The following is a 4,607-nucleotide window of genomic DNA, read 5'->3' as shown; positions in this document are numbered from 1 at the left end:
CTCCGGCGGTGGCAGTGTCGGGGTCGGGGTCGGGGTCGGTGGCAGTGTCGGGAGCGGTGGCAGCGCCCGGGCGGCCATCGGGTCAGGGACACTCCCGGTGGGGCTCGGTGCCCGCCGACCGGTGCTGTGCCGCCCGCCCGTGGCCGTCCTGAGGGGAGCCTTTCCGGGGGGAGCCATCCGGGTCGGTGGTCGAGGATCGGTAGGCCCAGGCCGCGGATCCGCGCCTGTCGTCGCGGCGCCCGCCCGCCCGCCGTGAGCCGTGGCGACCTGTCGGCCACGGCCCCACGCCGCTCGGGTCGACCGCGGCTTCGATCCGGCGAGCAGCGCCAGCAGTTCGGTGGTATCGGGCAGAGAGGCCCCATCGGCCTGTCGCACACGGGCGAGCGCTCGCCGCACCCCCTCGCCGATGGGAGCCGTGTGCTCCGAGCGGTCGGCGCGGCGTCGTCCGGCCCGGGCCGCGGGTTCGGCAGACCCGCTGGGCTTTCCCGTCGCGGCCAGATCGACGATCCCGGCCCACGCGACGATGTCGGCGGCGGGGCCCTCCCAGCCACCCGCCGCGGGACCGTAGCCATAGCCGGGCACATAGCCGGGCACATAGCCGGGGCTGCTGGGGGGAGGCCACAGGTGGCCGGAGCGCCCGGCGACGATGTGCGGCGTCCCGGGCGCCGTCCCGCCGGCCGAGCCTGCCGCGGGGGACAGCAGCAGTGGCCGCAGGGCCGCCGCGACACCCAGGTCGACCAGCCGCGGCCCGGTAACGGAGAGCACGACATCCGTTGCCGTCAGGTCGCCGAGTGCGCCGACCGTGCGGTGCGCCGCATCGATGGTCTCCAACAGGGTCCGGGCAAGGCGGTCGATCTCGTCCGAGGACAGCGGTCCGCGTTCGGTGAGCTCGCGGGCCAGGGTCGGGCCCCCGACGAACTCCGTGACCATGTAGGGCCGCTCGGCGGCGGGCGCGGCGTCGAGCACGCCGCAGGTGTGTGCCCCGGCCAGCACGCGAGCGCGGTCGATCGCCGCCGCGAACCGGGCCCGCATGTCCGCGCGCAGGGCGTCGCCCGGGTGCAGCGCGCGGACCGCGACCTGCGCGCCTCCGACCGCACGGCTCAGATAGACGATGCCGGTGATGCCGGCGTCCAGCCGACCGAGCAGCTGGTAGGGCCCGAGTGAGGTGGGCTCGCCAACGGCGAGCGGCGCGACGTGACGAGGTAGCCGAGCGGTCATGGTGATAATGCCCCGAATGCGGCTCGTGGACGGTCAGCGGCGTTTATTCTCTCCGACGGTAGCTACTCCAGTTGTGTCCGTGAAGACCGCTACGCCTCCTTCTTTGCCCTTCTTCGCATCCGCAGCGAATTCGGCATCCGCCGTGACGTCGGCGGGCACCGGACACGAGCGCAGTGATCATCGTCGGCGGAACATCGCCCGGCTGTTCCCCGGTCGGCTACTTCCCGGCCGACCGATCATTGGTCGGTTGGCGGCTCCGGCGCGTACGCGACGGCGATCCCGTCGAGAAGCCATTTCAGCGCCTGCTCGAAGCGCGGCGCCGTGTAGCCGCAGCCGAGGGCGGCGATGGCGCGCAGCCGTGGGTACTCCTTCTCGGCGGTCTGTGCGTCCTCGGCGCTCTGCGCGCGGTTGAGGACCTGGGCGTCAAGGACCTGGACGGAGAAAACCGGTTGCGCCGTCGGGACACCGGGGCGATTCTGGGCGTCGGCCGCCGGAGGCCGTCGGCGGTCGAAATCCTCTCGGTCGCCGAGTTCGCGCAGCGTGCAGCCGACCACCAGATCATTAAGCGAGTGGATGATGCGCAGCTGGTCCTGCGGATCATCGGTGATCTTCGAGGCGATGGTCAGGCACTGCTCGATGTGCCGCAGCTTGTTGGGACCGAAACCCCGGCGGATGCCGATCCGAAGGGCCCAGGGATGTTCCTGGAAGGACCGCCTCGCGCGCCGGGCGATCTGGGTGAGGCCGTCCCGCCAGTCCTCGGGAACCTCGTCCAGCAGATGCCCGGCCAGGAACGCGTCCCACATCAGGCCGGTCAGTTCGTCCTTGTCCCGGACGTGGTGGTAGAGCGTCATCGTCCCGACGCCCAGATGTGCGGCGATCCGCCGCATCGACACCGCCGCGAGCCCCTCCGCGTCGGCGATCTCCATTGCGGCCAGGGCCAGCCGTTCACCGCTCAGGGGCGTCCGGCATCCCGGTGGGGTGGACACCCGTGCCATCGGCTTCCCCGGGGGCCGCCCCGGGGCCGCACTCGGCGGCGCCGCCATCGCCACTCACCTCCTGGCAGGACGCCTCCTGGCAGGAGGCACGGTCTGCCATTTTGGCGTTGGTACATCGTACGGCGTAGGGTTGGCCCAGCCTTCGTACGGTGTACGAAAGCTGGAGCTGTACGAAGGCTGGAGCTTGGAGGTATTCGGGTGAGGGCAGATTCGGACGAGGGTGGTTCGGGTGAGGGCGGTGCCGTGGTCGGCAGGACCGCCGGTACCGGGGCGGGCGCCTCGCCGGAAGGTGGCGCACCGCCGGGCCTGCGGATTCCGGGCTGGGCCGTGCTGGCCGTCTGCTGCCTGGCCCAGTTCATGGTCGTTCTGGACATTTCGATCGTGAACGTCGCGCTGCCGTCGATGCAGACCGATCTCGGGATGACGGCGAGCGGCCTGCAGTGGGTGGTCAACGCCTATACGATCGCGTTCGCGGGTCTGCTGCTCTTCGGCGGCCGGGCGGCGGATCTGTTCGGTCGCCGCCGGGTGTTTGTGGCCGGGCTGGCGCTGTTCACCCTGGCGAGCCTCGGCGGTGGTTTTGCGCGGACCGAGGCGCAGCTCATCGTCGCCCGGGTCGTGCAGGGGTTGGGTGGGGCCGTGCTCGCCCCGGCGACGCTGACCCTGTTGATGACCTCCTTCGCCGAGGGGCGGGAGCGGACCCGGGCGTTGGGCGCGTGGGGCGCCACCGCGGCCAGCGGCGGGGCGCTTGGCGCGATCGTCGGCGGTGCGCTGACCGAGGTCGCGAACTGGCGGTGGGTGCTGTTCGTCAACGTGCCGATCGGCGTGGCGCTCCTCGTGGCCGCCCGGCTCGTGCTCGTCGAGTCGCGGGGCCAGCTGAGCCGGCTGCGTGATCTCGACATTCCCGGCACGGTGACCGTCACCGGGGGTCTGGTGCTGTCGGTCTACGTCATCGTCCGCACCGAGAGTTCCTCCTGGACGTCCCCGGTCACACTCGGGATGCTGGCTGGGGCGGTAGTGCTTCTTGCCGCGTTCGTGGCCGTCGAGGCCACGACCCCCGCCCCGCTGGTGCCGCTGAGCGTCTTCCGCTACCCCGGGCTCGCCGCGGCGAACTCGGTCGCCGCCTTCCTCGGCGCCGCTATGTTCACGATCTTCTTTTTCCTTACCCTCTTCCTCCAGCAGGTTCAGGGTTACAGCCCGCTGCGCGCCGGGGCGGCCATGCTCCCGATGCCGCTCATGATCATCGTTGCCTCGCGGATTGTCACCCGGATGATCGGGCGGCTCGGTCCGCGGCCGATCATCGTGTTCGGTCTCGCGAGCGGAACGGCGGGTCTGCTCTGGATGTCGACGATCACCCGGCACGGCTCGTACTGGGTGCACGTGTTCGGCCCGGTCCTGATCGTCGGGCTGGGGGTGGGGTCTATCATGGTCGCGATGGTCGCTGCGGCCACGGCGGGCGTGCCGATGCGCCTGGCGGGCCTCGCGTCGGGTCTGATCAACACCAGCCGTCAGATCGGCGCGGCGATTGGCCTCGCCGCGGTGTCGACGATCGCGACCAGGCATACCGACGGCCGCCTCAGGCACGGGGCCGCGCGGCTCGACGCGCTGGCCTCCGGCTACTCCCTCGGGCTGTTCATCGGCGGCTGCGTCCTCGCGGTCGGGATCCTGGCCGCGCTGCTGCTGCCCCGTGTCCGGCGGCCCGAGCCGGAGCCGCCCCTCGGCGCGACGGAGAAGACCGCGTCCGGGGCCTCGGATGACGAGGACCAGGCCCTCGCGGAGATCTGATCCATCAGCCGTGCGGACATCAGATCGCGGATCCGCGCAGCAGCCCGACGAGCTCACTGCCCGCGCGTAGCTCCCCGTCCGGGCCGAAGACCTCGACGCGACTGATCGCCCGGCCGTGGCCCGCGTGCAGGGTACGCACCCGGAACAGATGCCAGTCCCGGACGTCCAGGTCGTCGTAGAAGGTCACATTTTGCGATAGGACAGCGACTGCCAGGCGCTTGGTGGGGGTCAGGCCGGTGACGGCCAGCAGGTCGGACAGCGGCAGCAACTCGCAGCTGTGTGCGATGAACGCCCTCCACAGGGACCGGTCCTCCGGCGCCTCGGGGATGCGCTGCCATTGGTCCAGCTGATGGGTGTCCGCTCGGGGAAGCACCCGAACTTCCCAGGGCATCATCGGACGGTCAAGGGGGCTGGCGTGCTGCGGGCCGAGGAAGTCGGACTCGGTGGAGCGCAGGCGCAGGAAGTCCGGCTCCGGGGAACGGAGCATCACGTCCGCCCGGCAGATCTGCAACGAGTCCTGCCGGAAGGTCAGGGCGAGGGAGTCGATCGACCGCCCGTGGGCCAGCCGCTCGACGTCGATCCAGACCGGTTGGCGGCAGTCGCCGGGGCGCA

4 protein-coding genes are annotated in these 4,607 nt (G+C 71.5%); 1 reads left to right on the top strand and 3 read right to left on the bottom strand.

The genetic code is table 11. From position 1 onward, the window contains the following. Together AC08ON_RS16030 and AC08ON_RS16025 are read right to left on the bottom strand one after the other, a co-directional pair. Positions 1-1,218, bottom strand: a 1,218-nt coding sequence (locus tag AC08ON_RS16030; RefSeq protein ID WP_476617259.1) for a protein kinase family protein, incomplete at its 3' end; no start/stop codon positions are given. A 236-nt stretch (positions 1,219-1,454) separates the two neighbouring features. Further along, positions 1,455-2,213, bottom strand: a complete 759-nt coding sequence (locus tag AC08ON_RS16025; RefSeq protein WP_476608328.1) for a TetR/AcrR family transcriptional regulator — start codon at positions 2,211-2,213, stop codon at positions 1,455-1,457. A 198-nt stretch (positions 2,214-2,411) separates the two neighbouring features. Here AC08ON_RS16025 and AC08ON_RS16020 point away from each other — a divergent pair, with 198 nt between their 5' ends. After that, on the top strand, positions 2,412-3,995 hold the full coding sequence (locus tag AC08ON_RS16020; protein WP_476608329.1) for an MFS transporter: 1,584 nt from the start codon (positions 2,412-2,414) through the stop codon (positions 3,993-3,995). A gap of 19 nt (positions 3,996-4,014) precedes the next feature. Here the strand turns inward: AC08ON_RS16020 and AC08ON_RS16015 are convergent. Then, the coding region (locus AC08ON_RS16015; RefSeq protein WP_476617258.1) for an acyl-CoA thioesterase at positions 4,015-4,607 on the bottom strand (593 nt) is incomplete at its 5' end.

The organism is Frankia sp. CoWAU3 (assembly GCF_977971855.1).
The sequence above is the reverse complement of the archived record's forward strand: the minus strand, read 5'-3'. Positions and strand labels throughout refer to the sequence as shown.